Origin of the sequence: Citromicrobium sp. JLT1363 (assembly GCF_000186705.1) — a bacterium.
GTDB lineage: Bacteria > Pseudomonadota > Alphaproteobacteria > Sphingomonadales > Sphingomonadaceae > Alteriqipengyuania.
In genome coordinates this window covers 378,872-394,747 of sequence record NZ_AEUE01000002.1, presented here as the reverse complement: position 1 = coordinate 394,747, position 15,876 = coordinate 378,872, and the positions used below count along the sequence as shown (strand labels likewise).

Annotated in this window: 20 protein-coding genes; 11 read left to right on the top strand and 9 right to left on the bottom strand. The window is 66.0% G+C overall.

Annotated elements, in window-relative coordinates; genetic code table 11:
- Window positions 1-41 precede the first annotated feature (41 nt).
- From ADAD_RS0104365 to ADAD_RS0104355, 3 genes are read left to right on the top strand one after another with little or no spacing between them, the layout of a single operon-like run.
- Entirely contained in the window at window positions 42-563 is a 522-nt protein-coding gene (locus tag ADAD_RS0104365) for a hypothetical protein (RefSeq protein ID WP_010410139.1), read from the top strand.
- On the top strand, window positions 563-1,510 hold the full coding sequence (locus ADAD_RS0104360; RefSeq protein WP_010410138.1) for a hypothetical protein: 948 nt from the start codon (window positions 563-565) through the stop codon (window positions 1,508-1,510). Before ADAD_RS0104365 ends, ADAD_RS0104360 begins: the two co-directional genes overlap by 1 nt.
- A gap of 16 nt (window positions 1,511-1,526) precedes the next feature.
- Window positions 1,527-2,003 carry a hypothetical protein gene (locus tag ADAD_RS0104355; protein WP_010410137.1) on the top strand — a complete coding sequence of 159 codons (477 nt, stop codon included), beginning with the start codon at window positions 1,527-1,529 and terminating at the stop codon, window positions 2,001-2,003.
- Window positions 2,004-2,027: 24 nt separating this feature from the next.
- On the opposite strand, the gene ADAD_RS15510 is transcribed toward ADAD_RS0104355, so the two are convergent.
- Window positions 2,028-2,603 (bottom strand): winged helix-turn-helix transcriptional regulator, encoded by a 576-nt coding sequence (locus tag ADAD_RS15510; protein ID WP_010410135.1) that lies wholly within the window; start codon window positions 2,601-2,603, stop codon window positions 2,028-2,030.
- Between the two features lie 177 nt (window positions 2,604-2,780).
- On the opposite strand from ADAD_RS15510, the gene ADAD_RS0104345 reads away from it, so the two are divergent.
- Complete coding sequence (locus tag ADAD_RS0104345; RefSeq protein ID WP_010410133.1) at window positions 2,781-3,134, top strand: CC_3452 family protein; 354 nt, start codon at window positions 2,781-2,783, stop codon at window positions 3,132-3,134.
- Between the two features lie 209 nt (window positions 3,135-3,343).
- Here the strand turns inward: ADAD_RS0104345 and ykgO are convergent, their stop codons facing one another.
- Complete coding sequence (ykgO, locus tag ADAD_RS0104340; protein ID WP_010410131.1) at window positions 3,344-3,469, bottom strand: type B 50S ribosomal protein L36; 126 nt, start codon at window positions 3,467-3,469, stop codon at window positions 3,344-3,346.
- Between the two features lie 199 nt (window positions 3,470-3,668).
- On the opposite strand from ykgO, the gene ADAD_RS0104335 reads away from it, so the two are divergent.
- Both ADAD_RS0104335 and ADAD_RS0104330 read left to right on the top strand, forming a co-directional pair.
- A complete protein-coding gene (locus ADAD_RS0104335) occupies window positions 3,669-4,280 on the top strand; it encodes a DUF4136 domain-containing protein (RefSeq protein ID WP_010410129.1) in 612 nt (203 codons plus the stop codon).
- On the top strand, window positions 4,277-5,413 hold the full coding sequence (locus ADAD_RS0104330; protein ID WP_010410127.1) for a M14 family metallopeptidase: 1,137 nt from the start codon (window positions 4,277-4,279) through the stop codon (window positions 5,411-5,413). Before ADAD_RS0104335 ends, ADAD_RS0104330 begins: the two co-directional genes overlap by 4 nt.
- Before the next feature lie 36 nt (window positions 5,414-5,449).
- Here ADAD_RS0104330 and ADAD_RS0104325 read toward each other — a convergent pair whose 3' ends face one another.
- The 3 genes from ADAD_RS0104325 to ADAD_RS0104315 are packed head-to-tail and all read right to left on the bottom strand — an operon-like array spanning window position 5,450 to window position 7,071.
- On the bottom strand, window positions 5,450-5,893 hold the full coding sequence (locus tag ADAD_RS0104325) for a cytidine deaminase (protein WP_443100999.1): 444 nt from the start codon (window positions 5,891-5,893) through the stop codon (window positions 5,450-5,452).
- Window positions 5,872-6,573, bottom strand: coding sequence for a glycoside hydrolase family 25 protein (locus ADAD_RS0104320; RefSeq protein ID WP_010410122.1), 702 nt, complete (start codon window positions 6,571-6,573; stop codon window positions 5,872-5,874). Before ADAD_RS0104320 ends, ADAD_RS0104325 begins: the two co-directional genes overlap by 22 nt.
- Before the next feature lie 15 nt (window positions 6,574-6,588).
- Window positions 6,589-7,071, bottom strand: coding sequence for a UPF0262 family protein (locus ADAD_RS0104315; RefSeq protein ID WP_010410120.1), 483 nt, complete (start codon window positions 7,069-7,071; stop codon window positions 6,589-6,591).
- A gap of 140 nt (window positions 7,072-7,211) precedes the next feature.
- Between ADAD_RS0104315 and ADAD_RS0104310 the strand changes: the two genes are divergently transcribed.
- The 3 genes from ADAD_RS0104310 (at window position 7,212) to ADAD_RS0104300 (ending at window position 10,096) form a co-directional block, all read left to right on the top strand.
- Window positions 7,212-8,744, top strand: a complete 1,533-nt coding sequence (locus ADAD_RS0104310) for a replicative DNA helicase (RefSeq protein WP_010410117.1) — start codon at window positions 7,212-7,214, stop codon at window positions 8,742-8,744.
- A gap of 99 nt (window positions 8,745-8,843) precedes the next feature.
- A complete protein-coding gene (gene rpoZ / locus ADAD_RS0104305; RefSeq protein ID WP_010410115.1) occupies window positions 8,844-9,188 on the top strand; it encodes a DNA-directed RNA polymerase subunit omega in 345 nt (114 codons plus the stop codon).
- A 176-nt stretch (window positions 9,189-9,364) separates the two neighbouring features.
- Complete coding sequence (locus ADAD_RS0104300; protein ID WP_010410113.1) at window positions 9,365-10,096, top strand: ParA family protein; 732 nt, start codon at window positions 9,365-9,367, stop codon at window positions 10,094-10,096.
- 13 nt (window positions 10,097-10,109) lie between these two features.
- Here ADAD_RS0104300 and ADAD_RS0104295 read toward each other — a convergent pair whose 3' ends face one another.
- A complete protein-coding gene (locus ADAD_RS0104295; protein ID WP_010410111.1) occupies window positions 10,110-10,337 on the bottom strand; it encodes a DUF3072 domain-containing protein in 228 nt (75 codons plus the stop codon).
- A gap of 95 nt (window positions 10,338-10,432) precedes the next feature.
- On the opposite strand from ADAD_RS0104295, the gene ADAD_RS0104290 reads away from it, so the two are divergent.
- Together ADAD_RS0104290 and ADAD_RS0104285 are read left to right on the top strand one after the other, a co-directional pair.
- Window positions 10,433-11,194 carry a hypothetical protein gene (locus ADAD_RS0104290; RefSeq protein WP_010410109.1) on the top strand — a complete coding sequence of 254 codons (762 nt, stop codon included), beginning with the start codon at window positions 10,433-10,435 and terminating at the stop codon, window positions 11,192-11,194.
- Between the two features lie 71 nt (window positions 11,195-11,265).
- Window positions 11,266-12,354 carry a DUF3667 domain-containing protein gene (locus ADAD_RS0104285; RefSeq protein WP_010410107.1) on the top strand — a complete coding sequence of 363 codons (1,089 nt, stop codon included), beginning with the start codon at window positions 11,266-11,268 and terminating at the stop codon, window positions 12,352-12,354.
- Between the two features lie 37 nt (window positions 12,355-12,391).
- Here ADAD_RS0104285 and ADAD_RS0104280 read toward each other — a convergent pair whose 3' ends face one another.
- From ADAD_RS0104280 to ADAD_RS15505, 3 genes are all read right to left on the bottom strand, one after another.
- Window positions 12,392-12,670, bottom strand: coding sequence for a hypothetical protein (locus ADAD_RS0104280; protein ID WP_010410105.1), 279 nt, complete (start codon window positions 12,668-12,670; stop codon window positions 12,392-12,394).
- Between the two features lie 159 nt (window positions 12,671-12,829).
- Window positions 12,830-14,809 (bottom strand): ATP-dependent zinc metalloprotease FtsH, encoded by a 1,980-nt coding sequence (gene ftsH, locus ADAD_RS0104275; RefSeq protein ID WP_010410103.1) that lies wholly within the window; start codon window positions 14,807-14,809, stop codon window positions 12,830-12,832.
- A gap of 103 nt (window positions 14,810-14,912) precedes the next feature.
- Window positions 14,913-15,839, bottom strand: coding sequence for a ParA family protein (locus ADAD_RS15505; protein ID WP_010410101.1), 927 nt, complete (start codon window positions 15,837-15,839; stop codon window positions 14,913-14,915).
- Window positions 15,840-15,876 lie beyond the last annotated feature (37 nt).

Sequence of the window (15,876 nt, the reverse complement as noted above, 5' to 3'; positions counted from 1 at the left end):
GATTAGGCTGCCCGGTCATTATCCACCGGGAGTCTTTTCGCATGAGCATCGCCACGGCCATCGCCCTCGCCCTTTCACCCGCCGTCGCGCTTCAGGGCATCACCTTCGTCCACGGGCCGAAGCCCGACGCCAACGGCCTCGCCACCGAGTACGGCAACGGCGTGTGCAACGTCAGCGTGTTCCGCAAGGATGCCGAAGGCAGGGAGGTTCGCGCCGAATTCTCGCGCCGGCTGCGCGACGGGAACCTGAGCGTCCAGGTCTACGGCCCGTTCATGGTCAATTTTCGAGATGCCGACATGCAGGAGAATTTCCCCGTCACCGTCGCCTTCGATACCGGCACCAGCGCTCCCTCGCGCTCGGGCGGCTACGATGTCGGCGGCTTCGAGGAATATATCTGGGGCGGCTGGGGTCCGGGTGCGGCCTCCGACGCGACCTACGCGGCCCTGAGGGGGAAAAGCTCCTTCTCGGTCGAGATGGATGGCAACACCTACGGCCCGTTCACCTGGACCGGTTCGGGCGCGCTGTGGACCGCGCTGGACGATTGCGAAGCCGATAACAGCTGATGCGCACGCGGCTGACCGCTGTGAAGGTGGCGGCGTTGCTGATCCCGGTGCTGGCGACATTGCTTGCTGTCATCGTCGCCACGGCGGCGGTGCCAGCCGCCGCGCAGGAGGCACCGACCGGCGCGAAGTCGCAATGGTGGGCCAGCCTCGAAGCGTGCAGCTCCGCCGACCGCGCGGCGTGCGACCGGGCGGTCGAACTGGCGGCCCAGCTGTTCGGCCGGACCGACCGCGACGTCGCGACCACGTGGCTCAAGACCTGCCTCGCCGGGGATCAGGACCGGTGCGAGATCGGCTTTCGCCGGTTCAGGAACACCACCTTCGATGAAGACCCCTACCCGATCTCGCACATGTTCGCCCGCGTCTCCTGCTTCGAGGGAATGCACGATCTTTGCCGCCCGTGGGACGATTTCGACACCACCGATCCGGCCAAGCGCGCGCTGGTGATGGCCGACGTGTGCATGCAGGGCGCGGCGCCGGGCACCTGCTATCAGGCGCTCGCCTACTTCCGCAACGAGAAGGGCTTCTACAACGCGATCACCTACGATCTCTCCGAAACGCTGTGCGAGCGGTATGAATCGGGCACCGCCTGCCGCGCGTGGGCGCAGGCGCTGGAGGCCAACTGGGATCACCGCCGCGCGTACAGGTTCCACACGAAGGCGTGCGAGACCGGGCTTCAGGCAAGCTGCCCCGACGCTGCGCGGCTGAAGAAGCGGGTCGACTACGAAGACCGCCAGCAACAGGCCGCCGAGGATGCCCGTGTGCGCCGCGAGGCGGCGGCCCGGCAGGCCTCCCAGTGGCGATCGCAGGCCAATGACGCGGGCTACACCTCGCCGGGCCGGGTACGCACGCCGACCACGCCTTTCGGCAGCTCTGCGCGCGATATTGCGAACTGGAGACGATATGAAAAGAACCTGTGCCTGGGCAATCCGGTCAACAAATATTGCTGATCCGGGCTGCTTCACGATGAGGCCGCTTCTCGCCGCGCTGGGAACGCTCCTTGCCGCGTTGCCCATGCCTTCGGATGCACAGGCGCGCACATTCTCCCGCGCCGACCCCTACGATGCCCGGATCATCGCTGCACACCGCTGCAACTCGGCCGCCGTCAACGGGGGCTATACCGAACCGCTGATCGCCGAGTGCAAGGCGGTTTACGATGCGACCATCCTGTTCGAACGCTCCGCACAGGCATCCACCCCTGCACAGCGCACCGCACTGGCGATCGCAAAGAGCCTGCCGATGATGACGATCGCCGCCGGATATGCAGTCCAGGACGGTGTGATGAGTGCCCGCACCTGCCAGGCGATCAGGATGATGAGCCAACCTCTGGCAGACTATGATCCGGCAGCGGCGAACGGCCTCGAACCGTTTTATCAGCTGCTCGTGCAAACCCGCGATCAGGGTATTCCCAAATGCCGGCAAGGCGGCCACTGGCCGGGCTGATCCGGGGCCAGGCCGGAGCTAATCCTACTCCGCCGCCTCGCGCGGCTCGGCATCCAGAGCGTCGCCCGGATCGTCGCAATTGTGAAGCGCGTGCGGCGCGTCGGCAGGCGTGCCTTCGCGCCGGTCGCGCCCGGCCTCGGGCAGGTCCTTGCGCGCGATCATGTTGAGATCGGCGGGACCCAGTATGCGCCCGTCATGCGCCAGCATCGCCACCGGGCCGATGGGCATCCGGTCCCGCTCGTCCACGATCACCGGGTCCATCCCGACATTCTCCACCCCGTACTTGAGCCCCCAGTGCCGCAGGGAGACCATGGCGGGCAGCAGATCGAAGCCCTTTTCGGTCAGGCAGTATTCCACCCGCCTGCGGTCCGCCTCGTCCTGCACCCGGTCGAGAATGCCGTGTTCGACCAGTCGGCTGAGCCGGTTGGACAGGATGTTGCGCGCAATGCCCAGCTCGCTGAGGAATTCCTCGAAGTGATGCACGCCGTTGAAGCTTGCGCGCAGGATCATGAAGCTCCACCGCTCCCCCATCACTTCCAGCGCTGCGGGCAGGCCGCAGGCGCTCAGTTCCTTCAGGGGCTCGCGAACGTCTGTTCCCATCTCGGTTCTCCAGATCCCGCCAAGCCTACTCCAGATGATGGCGGTCACAAAATTGAAACTGCATTTTCAGTTGCAACTTAAAACGTAGCTGTGTAGGTGGCGATTCGCAACCTAACTTTCGCCGGACCGGACGCCCCCGGTTTTGCGCAAGGAAATACCGACGCAAAGGAGCCCGAGATGACCCTTCCCAAGACCCCGCTTCGCCAGGCCGCGATCGCCGGCATCGCCATGCTCACCACCGCCGTCACCTTCGGCGCCGCGCTCTCGCCCACGCCCGCGATGGCGCGTTCGGGCGCCTATTACCGCGCCACGCTGGAACAGCCGGTTGAGCGCCGCCAGGAAATCATCCGCGGCGGCACCTTCATCTGCTCGGGCACGATCTGCGTGGGCACCCAGGCCCGTTCGCGCCCCGCCAACGTGTGCAAGTCCGTCGCGGAAGAGTTCGGCCCTGTCGCCTCCTTCTCGGTCGCGGGCACGGACCTCGACGCAGAGGCTCTGGCCGAATGCCGGGCAGAGCAGACCGAAGGCTGATCGCGGCCTCTCCGGGCCCGGTCGCCCCCTCCCGACCGGGCCAATCCGGGCGAGCCCTTCAAGGGCGGGCCCAAGCAAAAAGCCCTCCGGCCACAAGGCGCGGAGGGCTTTTTTCGTGCGCATGACGCGCGAGCCGGCGATGCGCGGGGCGAACCGCCCGCGCGCATGCCTTGAAAATCAGCCAGCGATGCAGGTCGCCATGGCGGGCATCAGCCCTGGCGGGCCTTCATGCGCTTGTTCGTCTTGTTGATGACATAGGTGCGGCCACGACGGCGAATCACCCGATTGTCGCGGTGGCGCTTCTTGAGCGACTTGAGGCTGTTGCGAATCTTCATGGCATTACCCTGCGAGTAAACTGGACTTTTCAAAAGAAATCGGCACCGGAAGACCATCTCCCGATGCCGTCGTCATTGCGGTGCCATGTATGTCGCACCACGCGAAAGTCAAGCAAATCCCTCCTGTGCATGGCACGGATTGCAGGCTTCGTGCGTTGGCGCCACAGCACTGCCAATATTGAACAGGAGGCACTTTGTCATGAAGGCCCGCATTGCAATCGCTCTCGCCGCCCTGCCGCTCGCGCTTTCCGCCTGCGCCACGCCGCGCCCGGCCGGTCCCATCGAAGTGACCCGCTTCGTGGATACGGATGCGCGCGCGCAGCTGGGCAATGCGCGCCTGTTCGTGGAAACCGCGCCCGGATCGGGCGAACAGGGCCTCGCGCTGACGCCGTACAAGGCGGCCGTGGCGCGGGAACTGGCCGCCTATGGCTATGTCGACGATACCCGCGCCTCCGCCCGCCAGACCGCCAGCGTGCGTGTCGAGCGTTCGACCCTCGAAGACCTCGACCGGCGTGGCCCGGTCAGCGTGGGCGCGGGCGGTTCGACCGGGTCCTACGGCAGCGGCGTGGGACTGGGCCTTGGCATCAATCTGGGCGGCGGATCGGACGACCGTGTGGTGACACGCATGGAAGTGCGCATTCGCGATTCGGAATCGGGCAGGGTTCTGTGGGAAGGCCGCGCCCTGCTCGATGCGCCTGGAGGATCGCCCCTTGCACAAAACCAGCCAGCCGCCGATGCGCTCGCCGAAGCGCTGTTCCGCGGCTTCCCCGGCAATAACGGCGAAACCATCGAAGTGGAGGTCAATCCTTGAGCAACATCATCATCGACAGCGCATTCGACAGCGGCAACATCGACGTGATGACCGTGAACGAGGCGCGCGCGATGCTGCGCCTGAAGAACGACAAGGACAGCGAATTCAAGCAGTGGTTCCACTTCCGCGTCGCCAATTGCGGCGGGCGCGAGCTGGTGCTCAAGATCGTCGGCCTGAACGACACCGCCTATCCGGCGGGCTGGCCGGACTATAACGCCTGCGTCTCCGAAGACCGGGACTTCTGGGGCCGCGCCCCCTCCACCTTCGACAAGGACGAGGAAGGCGGCACGCTCACCATCCGCTTCGCGCCGGCAGGCGATCTCGCCTGGTTCGCCTATTTCGCGCCTTTCTCGATGGAGCGCCATCACGATCTGGTCTCCATCTCGGCCAGCGCCGAAGGGGTCGAGCATCGCAAGCTGGGCGAAACGCTGGACGGGCGTTCGCTCGATTGCCTCGCCATGGGCACGGGCGATGTGCAGACATGGCTCTATGCGCGCCAGCATCCGGGCGAAAGCATGGCCGAATGGTGGATGGAAGGCGCGCTGCAGGTGCTGTGCGATCCGTCGGACACGCTGGGCCGGGCGCTGCGCGAGAAGTGCCGCTTCCACATCGTGCCCAACTGCAACCCCGATGGCAGCGCACGCGGGCATCTGCGCACCAATGCCAAGGGCGTGAACCTCAACCGCGAATGGGCCGAGCCCAGCGCCGAACGGTCTCCCGAAGTATTGGCGATTCGCAACGCGATGGATGAAAGCGGCGTCCATTTTGCGATGGACGTGCACGGCGACGAGGCGATCGACGCGGTGTTCCTGGCAGGGTTCGAAGGCATCCCGAGCTGGAGCGACGAACAGGGCGAGCGCTTCTACCGCTATCAGCGCATCCTCGAACGCCGCTGCCCCGACTTCCAGACCGCCAGGGGCTATCCCAAGTCGGGCCCGGGCAAGGCCAACCTGGCGATCAGCACCAATCAGGTGGCGGAACGCTATGCCGCCACCGCGATGACGCTGGAAATGCCGTTCAAGGACAATGCCGACCACCCCGACGAGGTGCAGGGCTGGAGCCCGGAACGCTCGCGCATGCTGGCCCGCGACTGCCTGGGCGCGCTGCTCGAGTTTCTGGAGAGTGAGGACTAGAACTTCTCCCCTCCCCTTGGGGGGAGAAGTGCAAGCCTAATCCAGATGGGCGGGGCCGAAGCCGTGCGGCAGCAGTGCCGACAGACGCAGCTCCAGCACCTCGTGCGCGCCGACGCACAGGATCGCCGGGTCCGTGGCGCCCAGCTGCGCGATCTCGTTCAGCACCTGCCGGCACCGGCCGCACGGGGTGATCGGGGGCCCGTCGCCCTTGTCCGCCGGGCCGACCACCGCGACCGCTTCCAGCCCGCCGCGCCGCCCTTCGGCCAGCGCCTTGGCCACCGCCAGCGTCTCCGCGCATAGCGAGAGGCCGTAGCTCGCATTCTCGACATTTGTGCCGGTGACGATTGCGCCATCTGCAAAGCGCAGCGCCGCGCCCACGGAATAGTCCGAATAGGGCGCGTAGGCGGTTTTCGCCGCATCGCGCGCCGCCGCAATCAGGCTTTCGTTCATTCTGTCGCTCATGGTCTCACCACCGCCCAGGCCATGGGCTCTTCGCTGGCCGGGCCGTTGTAATTCTCGTTCGCGGTCCAGATCAGCCACGGACGGCCGCCATAATCGGGTTCGAACCGGGTGCGCACGAGCCACAGGTTGCGCTCGATCCGGCTGGCAATGCCGTGCGCGGCTTCGAAGTCGCGCGTCAGCTTGAGGATGGCGGGCTTGCCCGCATGCGCCTCTATCTGGTTGGCGAGGATGGTCAGCTCGCTGCGGACCTGCCCGCTATTGGCGCGCTCCAGGCAATTCTCGCCCGTCTCGACCAGCGCGATTGTGGGGGGCAGCAAAGCCTCGTCGCGCGGCACGATGGTGACGAAATTGGCGGATTGCCCATCCGCCGGGACGCAGGGGTCGAACCGGTGGATCGCCCCCACTTCCAGCCCCGCGGCGCGCGCAGCGGCAAGATTGCGGCTGAAGTCGCCCGCCTGCTCGCCCTCGCCCGCGGTGGCGGGCAGATAGACGAAATCCGCCCCGCTGCCCTTCAGCACCGCGAAATTCACATCGCCGGTATTGGCCGAAAGATCGGCCCCCTGTTCGGGAAACTCGCTTTCGGGCGGGCGCCATTGCTTGAGGTCCGACCACAGCCACAGCCCCACGCCCAGCGGCGCAAGGATGAGCACCGCGAGCAGCAGCTTGAGCCACAGGGGCCTTCGTGGTTTGCGCGCCATTGCTTCGCCCAGTCCTCAACCGCGGATGTGCAGGACGCAGATCAGCGTGAACAGGCGGCGGGCGGTGGCGAAATCGGTTTCCACCTTGCCCTCCAGCCGCTCCACCAGCAGCTCCGCCGCGCGGTTGTGGACGCCCCGCCGCGCCATGTCGATCGTCTCGATCTCCTGCGGGGTCGCCTTGCGAATCGCCTGGTAGTAGCTGTCGCAGATCGCGAAGTAATCGCGGATCGGGCGCTTGAACCGCGCCAGCCCCAGCATGATCGTTTCCAGCTGAGCGCCCTGCGCGTCGGAAATATCGAGCGCGAGCCGGTCGTCGCGCACCGAAAGGCCCAGCGTGTAGGGCCCGGTTGCCCCTTTTTCCGCCGAACGCACCGGCTTGAAGGTGTTTTCCTCGATCAGATCGAAGATCGCCACGCGCCGTTCCTGCTCCACGTCGGCATTGCGCCAGAGGATCGTCGAATCGTCGAGATCGATGTGGGAGATGCGATGGTCGGCCATGGGTCGGTAAATGCCTTCGCAGAATTTCGGGGGCTGCGGCAAGGCCTGTTGCGCTTGTACTCGCTATTCACAGGGTAGCAGCGAAAATGCGGCCACCGGATCGCTTGCAGCTGCGCGCGGCTTCGCACATTGAACGCCCAATGTCCGAAGATAGTCTGCTCCTCAAATCCTCGCCCTCCGATACAGCGCCCGACGGCGCGGTGGACGGCGCGCGCGCCCTGCCCTCCAACGTGGAAGCCGAAGCCGCGTTTCTGGGCGCGATCCTGATCGACAACAGCGTTTACGAGGAACTGCCCAACCCGCTGCGGCCCGAACATTTCTTCGTGCCCGCGCACCAGCAGATCATGGAACGCTTCCTCGCCATGATGGAGCGTGGGGCCACCGCCAGCCCGGTGACGCTGAAGCCCTATTTCGAAGGCAACGAGCATCTCGAACAGCTTGGCGGCACGACCTACCTCGCGCGGCTGACGGCGGACGGGCACGGACTGCTCGCCACCCGCCAGCTGGCCGAACAGATCTACGACCTCGCACTGCTGCGCGAACTGGTGACCGTGGGCCGCACGCTGGTGACGGGCGCGCTCGATACCTCCGAAACGGTCGAACCGCTCAAGCAGATCGAGACGGCCGAAAAGGCGCTATTCGATATCGCCGAAGGCACCAATGTCGGTAATGCGGCGAAATCCTTCGGCATGGCCGCCAAGGAAGCGCTGAAGCAGGCGCAGCGGGCGATGAATTCCGGGCGCGGCCTCTCGGGCCGCACCACCGGGCTTGCGACCATCGACGAAAAGACCGCCGGCCTGCACGATTCGGACCTCGTCATCCTCGCCGGGCGTCCGGGCATGGGCAAGACCTCGCTCGTCACCAACATCGCGTTCAACACGGCCTACGAACATCTGAAGCGCCAGCGCGACGGCGGGCCCGATTCGGGCGGCTGCCCGGTCGCCTTCTTCAGCCTGGAGATGAGCGCGGACCAGCTGGCCACGCGTATCCTGTCCGAACAGGCGGAAATCTCGTCGGAGAACCTGCGTTCGGGCGACATTGGCGGGGCCGCCGGTTTCCAGCGGCTGTCCGAGGCAAGCCAGCGGCTGGCCGACCTGCCGCTCTATATCGACGATACGCCCGCGCTCACCATCGACGGGCTGCTGATGCGCGCGCGGCGGCTGAAGCGGAAAAAGGATATCGGCCTGGTCGTGGTCGATTACCTTCAGCTGTTGCAGGGTTCGGCCCGCAGCAAGGACAACCGCGTCAACGAAATCTCCGAGATCAGCCGAGGGTTGAAGACCCTGGCAAAGGACCTCGGCGTGCCGGTGATCGCGCTTTCCCAGCTGAGCCGTGCGGTGGAGCAGCGCGAGGACAAGAAGCCGCAGCTGGCGGACCTGCGCGAATCGGGCTCGATCGAGCAGGACGCCGACATGGTGTGGTTCATCTATCGCGGCGAATATTACCACAATCAGGTGAAGCCCGACGCGCCCGACGACAGCAGTACCGAGGAAGCGAAGCTGAAATATCAGCAGTGGCAGGAAAAGCAGATGGAGCTTTCCGGCAGGGCGACGCTGATCGTGGCCAAGCAGCGCCACGGCTCCACCGGCAATGTGCCGCTGCATTTCGAAGGCGAGTACACCAAGTTCACCTCGCCCGCGTACCGCGACTACTCAAGCTACGACGAGGGCTGATCCGGCAGCACGCAAGCGGCTTTTTGTTGAAAATCGGGCGCGGTGCCTATATAGGGCGCGCTTGATCCCGAAATTCTAGGTCCATGGAGTGCCCCGCTTATGGCGCGCGTTACCGTTGAAGATTGCGTCGACAAGGTTCCCAACCGCTTCGATCTCGTCCTGCTCGCCGCCGAGCGTGCGCGCGAAATTTCCGGCGGCGCGGAGATCACGCTCGACCGCGACCGTGACAAGAACCCGGTCGTCGCGCTGCGTGAAATCGCGGAGCAGACGGTGAAGCCCAAGGATCTGCAGGAAAGCATGATCACCAACCTGCAGAAGATTCTGCCGGACGACGATGACGAGGTCGATGAAGTCGGCTCGCTCAGCCAGTCGGCCGAGGCGCTGCGGGTGACTGCCGCGACCCCGACCCGCTCCACATCGGTGGGCGGCGACTACGAAGGCTGATCGCCAGCACGAAATGCATGCGAAACGGGGCGGACCTCTATTGAGGTGCCGCCCCGTTTTCGTTTCGGCGAAGGCACAAGCTGGATATGCCGGTTTTCGGGGCTTTTCGATTGCAAGTGCGGTGGGAATGAAACACTGTCACACCTGCAGGTTCGACTAGGGAGAGCAGAACGCAGATGGCGGTCGTTGCGGTTTACAGCGTCAAGGGCGGGGTCGGGAAAACGACCTTCGCGGCCAACCTTGCGTGGTGCGCCGCGACGCAGTCCAGCAGGCGCACGCTATTGTGGGATCTGGATGCGGCAGGCGGCGCGGGCTTCCTGCTGGGCGTCGATCCCAGGAAGAAGAAGCGCGCGACCAGCGTCATCAGCAAGGAACTGGACCCGGCGAAGCTCATCAGGAAGACCGGCTACCCCCGGCTGGACCTGCTGCCTGCGGATGAATCGATCCGCGCGCTCGACGTCCAGCTGGCCGAGATCGGCAAGAAGAACCGGATCGCCAGGCTCACCGCCGATCTGGTGAAAGACTACGACCGGCTGGTGCTCGACTGCCCGCCGGTTCTCAACGAGCTGTCCAGCCAGATCGTGCGGGCAGCCGACCTCGTCATCGTTCCGATCCCGCCCTCGCCCCTGTCCGCCCGCGCACTGGAAATGGTGCAGGAGGAAGTGGAGGCAGCTGGCAAGAAGGCCCCGCCGATCATGCCCGTGTTCTCGATGGTCGATCGCCGCCGCACGCTCCATCGCGAAGCCGTGGCCAACCACCCCGACTGGCCGGTTATCCCGGCGGCAAGCGCGATCGAGCAATGCGCCAGCCAGCAGGCCCCGGTCGGTGCCTTCGCTCCGCGCAGCCCGGCGCTGCGCGCGTTCAAGAAGCTCTGGACCGACGTGGAACGCAGGCTCGCCAAAGGCTAGAGTACGGAGCGGCTCATGCGCCCCGGCCGGTCTTTTCCTGCAGCGCGTCGATCCGCAGCGAAGCCTCCGCCTTGCTGAGCGCGGGATCGAAAGCGTCCGGCTGGCCCGCTTCTTCTGCCAGCGTTTTCAGGTAGCTGGCCTGCGCCCCGGTCATCGCTTCGTCGCCCGTCGTCCAGTTCTCCGGCGCCTTTTCGGCGTTGGAGGTCGGCTCGGCCTTGGGGTGTTCGTTGATCGTTTCCATCGGTATATCTCCTTGGCCTCAGAACGCGCGTCGTTCCTTTTTTGTTCCTACGGTACGGGCTGGCCTTGCCGGTCGCGCGCGCTATTAACCTGGCCATGCCCGATCCTGCGACGACCAGCCCGGCACCGGCCGATACCCACCCGCCCGAGGGCGCGTCCCCGCCGGTTCGCGCGCTGACTATCTTTCTGGCAGGCATGGCCCTGCTGCTGGCGCTCGATCTGGCCGGCGGGCCGACAGGCCGCATCGGGCAGGATCGCGCGGTCCAAAGCGCGCTGTCGGCAGGCGGCGAGGCGCTGCAATCGGTTGCCGAGGGCGAGGGAAGCGACGGTCTTGCGGACGACACTCCGGGCGACGAGACGGGCGAGCGTGTCGAACGCGCGCGGTCGGCGGCGTTCTTCCTCGAACAGGCGAACCTCGCCTGGCGTCGGGGCGATCCGCGAACCACGCAGCAGATAGAGCGCGAACAGGGCAGCGCCGCGCTGCTCGCCTTCCTGGGCAAGCTGTGGACGCTGGGCTGGCTGCTGCTTCCCGTCGGGGTTATCGGCGCCCGGTTTTCCTGCCCGATGATGGATGGCCGCCACCCGCAATGGGCGCTCATCTTCGGTGCCAGCAGCCTCGGCGTTTCGGCGGGGCTGATCGGGCTCGCGCTGGGCGTTCACAGCCTCGGCGTCTCGGCGCCCTTCGTGGTTGCGCCGCTGGTCACGGCGATCGTGGTGCTCAACGCATGGCTGCTCGGCAAATTCGCGCGGCTCGATCGCGCGGCCACGCTGCTGCGGCTGGCACCGATCCTCGTGATCCTGGCGGCGGCCCTGCTGCTTGCGCGCGAAGCGCTGCTGCGGCTCGCCATGCTCGGCTGAGCGGAACGCCAGCTTCTCTCTCGACCACATTCGCGTGGCTGCTAAAGACGGGCCGACGGGGGGCATGACGCATGAGCGATATTCCGGACGCGATCGGTACGGCGAGCGAGGGCGGGCTCTATGCGCAGGCCGTTTCGCGTGAAACGGGTACGGGCCCGGTGGACGAGACCGGCCACTTCGCTGAGCAGGCCTGCCTCAATTGCGGCACCGAGCTGAAGGGCAGCCACTGCCATGCCTGCGGTCAGAAGGCGCACCTGCACCGCACGCTGGCCGCAGTGGGCCACGATCTGGTTCACGGCGTGCTGCATCTGGACGGAAAGCTGTGGCACACGCTGCCGCTGCTCGTCCGCGATCCCGGCAAGCTGACCCGCCGCTATATCGACGGGGAGCGCGCCTTCTTCGTATCGCCGATGGCGCTGTTCCTGTTCACCGTGTTCCTGATGTTCGCCGTGTTCCAGGCGGTTGGCCTGACCGCACCCAGCGATCTGCAGCCCACGGACGCAACCGAGCTGCGCAGCGATATGGAAGAGACGCGCAGCAAGCTGGTGGCAGAGCGGGACGATCTGGTGGACGCGCTGGAGAACGCATCCGGCGCGCAGAGCGTTGCCTTGCGCGAGCAGCTGCGCGGCGTGGAGGAAGAGATCGATACGCTCGACACGGGCCGCACCGTGATCTTCGGTGACGATGCAGGTGCGAAGAGCGCCACCGTCAGCCTGGGCCCTGACGGCGGTGGCGCGCTGATGAAGAAGATCGGCAAGAAGTGGCGCGAGAACCCGGGCCTGATGCTCTACAAGCTGCAGGCCAACAGCTACAAGTTCAGCTGGCTGCTGATCCCGCTGTCACTGCCCTTCGTATGGCTGCTGTTCGCGTGGAAGCGCCGCTTCAAGGCCTACGACCACGCGATGTTCGTCACCTATTCCCTGTCGTTCATGTCGCTGATGTTCATCGCCCTGTCGCTGCTGGGCAAGGCCGGGCTGGGTGCGACATGGCTGTTCACCATCTTCGCCACCATCGCACCGCTGCACATCTATCGGCAGCTGAGGCAGGCCTATGGCCTGTCGCGCTGGTCCGCCTTGTGGCGGCTGCTGGTGCTGCTGGTGGCGATCTTCTTCGTGGTGCTGATCTTCCTGCAGATCCTGCTGCTGCTCGGCGCGTTCTAGGCGCGCGGCAGCAGGCGCAGGTGATCGGCGGGCCGGATCAGTCGGTCCCGTCCAGATCGCCGTCGGTCGGCTCCTCGGCAGCTTCGTCCTCGGCCATTTCGTCGCGCACATTGGCGGCGCCTTCGCTCACCTTGTCGCTCGCGACGATCGCCGCATCCTCGACCTTTTCCTGCACGACTTCGGCATTGGCGGCCGTGTCGGCAGCGGCGCCTTCCACGAAGGCTTCGCCGTCTTCCTGCGTCTGTTCGGAGCAGGCGGCGAGACCCAGCGAAGCGGCGCCAAGCGCGGCCAGCACAGCAATATTCGGGCGATTCATGGCAGGTACTCCCTCTGCGATCAGACCTTGTTAACCATCGGCCGCGCGCTGCGGTTCCCCCGCGATCCTCAGCGAGCGGACCGGGCGCATGAAAAAAGCTCCGTCGGCGCTGGACCGACGGAGCTTTTCATATTTACCGGATGAAGGGCGGCGTAACCGTCAGGCGCCCTGCGGGCTGGCACCGCCTTCGCCGCCGAAGCGCTTGCCCGCCTTGGGCACCGAGGAACCGCCAACCGAACGCGGCTTGGCCGGGCCCTTGGGCTCGTCCGGCCGGTCCAGCTTGCCGTCCTTCAGCAGCTGGTCGATCTCGTCGCCCGTCAGCGTCTCGAACTCGAGCATCGACTGCGCGAGCAGGTGGAGCTGGTCTTCCTTGTCCGTCAGGATCTTGGTGGCGCGCTTGTGCGCATTCTCGACCAGAGCGCGGATTTCGGCGTCGATCAGCTTGTTGGTCTCGCCAGAGCCCATCGTGCGAGCCGACTGCCCCATGCCGAGGTAGCCTTCCTGCTGTTCCTCGTACTGCAGCGGGCCGAGCTTCTCGCTCATGCCCCACTTGGTGACCATGTTGCGCGCCAGCGATGTCGCGTACTGGATGTCCGACGAGGCGCCGGAGCTGACCTTGTCGTGCCCGAAGATCAGCTCTTCGGCCACGCGGCCACCCATGGCGACTGCGAGGTCGGCATGCATCTTGTCGCGGTGATACGAGTAATTGTCCCGTTCCGGCAGGCGCATCACCATGCCCAGCGCGCGACCGCGCGGGATGATCGTCGCCTTGTGGATCGGGTCCGATGCCGGCTCGTTCAGCGAGACGAGCGCGTGGCCCGCCTCGTGATATGCGGTCATCTTCTTCTCGTCGTCGGTCATCACCATGGAGCGGCGTTCGCTGCCCATCATGACCTTGTCCTTCGCGTCCTCGAATTCCTGCATCGCGACCAGCCGCTTGTTGCGGCGGGCAGCCAGCAGGGCGGCTTCGTTGACGAGGTTGGCGAGGTCCGCGCCGGAGAAGCCGGGCGTGCCGCGCGCGATGGTGCGCGGGTTCACGTCGGGCGCCAGCGGCACCTTCTTCATGTGCACGTCGAGGATCTTCTCGCGCCCGTCGATATCGGGCACGGGCACCACGACCTGACGGTCGAAACGGCCCGGACGCAGCAGCGCGGGGTCGAGCACGTCGGGGCGGTTGGTCGCCGCGATGATGATGATGCCTTCGTTGGCCTCGAACCCGTCCATCTCGACCAGCAGCTGGTTGAGCGTCTGCTCGCGTTCGTCGTTCGAATTGCCGAGGCCATGGCCGCGCGAACGGCCCACGGCATCGATTTCGTCGATGAACAGGATGCACGGCGCGTTCTTCTTCGCCTGTTCGAACATGTCGCGCACACGGCTTGCGCCGACGCCCACGAACATCTCGACGAAGTCGGAGCCCGAAATGGTGAAGAACGGCACGCCCGCCTCGCCCGCGATCGCGCGGGCCAGCAGCGTCTTACCCGTACCGGGCGAGCCGACCAGCAGCGCGCCCTTGGGGATGGTGCCGCCCAGCTTGGAGAAACGCTGCGGGTCCTTCAGAAATTCGACGATTTCCTCCAGCTCTTCGCGCGCTTCGTCGATCCCGGCGACATCGTTGAACGTCACCCGGCCCTGCTTTTCGGTCAGCATCTTGGCCTTGGACTTGCCGAAGCCCATCGCACCGCCCGCGCCGCCGTTCTTCTGCACCTGCCGCAGCGCGAAGAACGCGATGCCCAGGATCAGCAGGAAGGGCAGCGACTGGATCAGGATCACCCACAGGATGTTCATCTGCTCGGTCGGCTTGCCCGAGTAGGTCACGTCGTTCTCGTCCAGCAGCTTGGTCAGCCCCGGATCGCTGGAGACCGGCACCGTATTGAACGTCTCGCCGTTCTTGAGCGTGCCGGTGATGCGATCGTCCGCGATCTGCACTTCCTCGACCGTGCCACTGGCCACGCGATCGCGGAAATCGGAATAGCTGATCTGCGTACCCGCGCTTTCGCTGGTGCCGCCGAACATGGAGACCGCCAGCAGCAGGGCAAGAAAGATGCCGCCCCAGATCATCAGGCTGCGGATCCAGGGGTTCGGACCACCGCCACCCGGACCGTTCGGGCCCTGCCCGTCGGGCGTGTTCTGTTCACTCATTTGATGCGAGTCCTTTCCCCCACGAATGTAGGGGCGGGCAGATGAATGACAAGTTTCGGTGGACGTGAGAGTTTTGCGGCTCCGTCAGCCGCACCGCCGCTGCCTAGAAGCTGAAGGCGCGGCGGGCGAGGCCTTCGCTCGGCGTGGGCGCCGCGTGCGCGGCCTGCGGGGCCTCGGCACGGCGGATCGGGACGACTTTCGGGCTCTCCTCGCGCGGAGCCTCCGGCCGCTCGGCCTGCGGGCCGGGCAGCGCCCGCGTGGCGTCCTTCTGGCCGCCACCCGGCGGCGGGCCGGCGAGGCCCAGCTGCGCGAGCTTGGCTTCGAGCGCGGCGTGCAGATGCTCGAACCCCTGTGCGGCGGGCGACCAGTTGGCGAAGCTCGCAATCGGCTCGCGGCGCACCGCAACCTGTTCGACATAGGAGCTTTGCGGGATCACCGGCCAGTTGGCAGCCGCATTCTCGCGCACCCAGCGGTGCAGCTTGCGCCGCTTGTCGTACATCGAGAGCACGGGGAGCACGGGCGGGTGGCCCGGCCGCTTGGCAAGCTCTTCCTTGATGAAGCCGAAGGCGCGCGCCGCCAGCGGCGATGCGGGCAGCGGCACCACGATCAGGTCCGCCGCTTCCATGATCTGCTCGCTCACCTCGTTGATCATCGGCGGGCAGTCGAGCACGATGCGCGGATAATCGCCCTTCATGAAGTTGAGCATCTGCGCGAGGCGCTTCTTGGTACCGATCCGGGCGAGCTGGACCGGCAGATCGCGCAGGGACTGGTCCGCGCCGATCAGCGAGAGGCCATCGAAGCGCGTCGGCTCGATCAGGTCGCGCGGCGCCCTGGCGTGGTGAAAGGCGGAGATCGCGCGCTGCACCTTGCGCTCCTCGTGGCCCAGCAGGAAGCCCGCGCCGCCCTGCGGATCGAGGTCGAACAGCAGGGTCTCGTGGCCGCCGCGCTGCGCGAAACGCCAGGCGAGATCGACCGCCATGGTCGTTTTCCCGACCCCACCCTTCATGCTGTAGACGGCGATGACGGCCATTGCGTGCGCTCCCTGTTACGCGAATCGGTTTCCGGTT

Bases quoted from the DNA above. Each gene is read 5' to 3' on its own strand.
- ADAD_RS0104365 (WP_010410139.1), top strand. From the start codon at position 42: ATGAGCATCGCCACGGCCATCGCCCTCGCCCTTTCACCCGCCGTCGCG.
- ADAD_RS0104360 (WP_010410138.1), top strand. From the start codon at position 563: ATGCGCACGCGGCTGACCGCTGTGAAGGTGGCGGCGTTGCTGATCCCG.
- ADAD_RS0104355 (WP_010410137.1), top strand. From the start codon at position 1,527: ATGAGGCCGCTTCTCGCCGCGCTGGGAACGCTCCTTGCCGCGTTGCCC.
- ADAD_RS15510 (WP_010410135.1), bottom strand. From the start codon at position 2,603: ATGGGAACAGACGTTCGCGAGCCCCTGAAGGAACTGAGCGCCTGCGGC.
- ADAD_RS0104345 (WP_010410133.1), top strand. From the start codon at position 2,781: ATGACCCTTCCCAAGACCCCGCTTCGCCAGGCCGCGATCGCCGGCATC.
- ykgO (WP_010410131.1), bottom strand. From the start codon at position 3,469: ATGAAGATTCGCAACAGCCTCAAGTCGCTCAAGAAGCGCCACCGCGAC.
- ADAD_RS0104335 (WP_010410129.1), top strand. From the start codon at position 3,669: ATGAAGGCCCGCATTGCAATCGCTCTCGCCGCCCTGCCGCTCGCGCTT.
- ADAD_RS0104320 (WP_010410122.1), bottom strand. From the start codon at position 6,573: ATGGCGCGCAAACCACGAAGGCCCCTGTGGCTCAAGCTGCTGCTCGCG.
- ADAD_RS0104315 (WP_010410120.1), bottom strand. From the start codon at position 7,071: ATGGCCGACCATCGCATCTCCCACATCGATCTCGACGATTCGACGATC.
- ADAD_RS0104310 (WP_010410117.1), top strand. From the start codon at position 7,212: ATGTCCGAAGATAGTCTGCTCCTCAAATCCTCGCCCTCCGATACAGCG.
- rpoZ (WP_010410115.1), top strand. From the start codon at position 8,844: ATGGCGCGCGTTACCGTTGAAGATTGCGTCGACAAGGTTCCCAACCGC.
- ADAD_RS0104300 (WP_010410113.1), top strand. From the start codon at position 9,365: ATGGCGGTCGTTGCGGTTTACAGCGTCAAGGGCGGGGTCGGGAAAACG.
- ADAD_RS0104295 (WP_010410111.1), bottom strand. From the start codon at position 10,337: ATGGAAACGATCAACGAACACCCCAAGGCCGAGCCGACCTCCAACGCC.
- ADAD_RS0104290 (WP_010410109.1), top strand. From the start codon at position 10,433: ATGCCCGATCCTGCGACGACCAGCCCGGCACCGGCCGATACCCACCCG.
- ADAD_RS0104285 (WP_010410107.1), top strand. From the start codon at position 11,266: ATGAGCGATATTCCGGACGCGATCGGTACGGCGAGCGAGGGCGGGCTC.
- ADAD_RS0104280 (WP_010410105.1), bottom strand. From the start codon at position 12,670: ATGAATCGCCCGAATATTGCTGTGCTGGCCGCGCTTGGCGCCGCTTCG.
- ftsH (WP_010410103.1), bottom strand. From the start codon at position 14,809: ATGAGTGAACAGAACACGCCCGACGGGCAGGGCCCGAACGGTCCGGGT.
- ADAD_RS15505 (WP_010410101.1), bottom strand. From the start codon at position 15,839: ATGGCCGTCATCGCCGTCTACAGCATGAAGGGTGGGGTCGGGAAAACG.